The 682-nt window shown below is 58.9% G+C and carries 1 protein-coding gene and 1 pseudogene; both read right to left on the bottom strand.

Annotated features, from left to right (window positions below; genetic code table 11):
• Positions 1-242, bottom strand: a pseudogene (locus tag MSKU9_RS17710) (IS5/IS1182 family transposase); the annotation flags it as partial.
• A 38-nt stretch (positions 243-280) separates the two neighbouring features.
• Complete coding sequence (locus MSKU9_RS17705; protein ID WP_141261664.1) at positions 281-649, bottom strand: IS5 family transposase; 369 nt, start codon at positions 647-649, stop codon at positions 281-283.
• Positions 650-682: the final 33 nt, after the last annotated feature.

The raw sequence follows: 682 nt of genomic DNA, 5'->3' as shown, positions 1-682 counted from the left end.
TGGCGTGCTTTGAACAGGGCCCCATCGAACGGGCGTCTGTCGAGGCGGTTTTTGCGCTGGGGAATGACCACACAGGCCCCTTGCGCGTGTAGGGCGTCCACGATCCAGTGGACGTCAAACGCTTTGTCAGCGAGAATCCCCTTGAAATCCGCCGGTTCGAGAAGGGGGGCAACCCCGACCGTGTCGTAATGCTGGCCAGGGATAAGCGTGAAGCGGACCAGATTGCCCAGGGCGTCGGTCATGGCGATGATCTTCGTTGACCACCCCGTTACACTCCGCCCTATCGCCTGGCTTCGGGTCCCCCTTTTGCGCCCTGGCCGTGGCGGTGAACCCGGACCACCGTGCCGTCAATCATCGCGTATTCCATGTCGGGATCATCGGAGACAGCCTCGAAAATCTTCTGGAAAACACCGGCTTTCGTCCAGTCGCTGTAGCGCGAATAAACCGAGTTCCAATGTCCGAAATACGTCGGCAGGTCCCGCCACGGACTACCGGTCCGGGCGATCCATAGGACCGCCTCGATGAAGAGGCGGTTATCCTTCCCGCTGCGACCTCGATCCGTCTTCCTGCCAAGGCACAGCGGTTCCATTTTCGCCCATTGGGCATCCGTCAGTATGAAGCGATCCATATGGTCTTTGAAACACATCATGGCCCTTTAGAAAACTCAATTCCCAACAGCCCC

The organism is Komagataeibacter diospyri, from assembly GCF_006538165.1.
In the GTDB taxonomy this organism is placed as follows: domain Bacteria; phylum Pseudomonadota; class Alphaproteobacteria; order Acetobacterales; family Acetobacteraceae; genus Komagataeibacter; species Komagataeibacter diospyri.
This window is presented reverse-complemented; position numbering and strand designations above follow the sequence as displayed.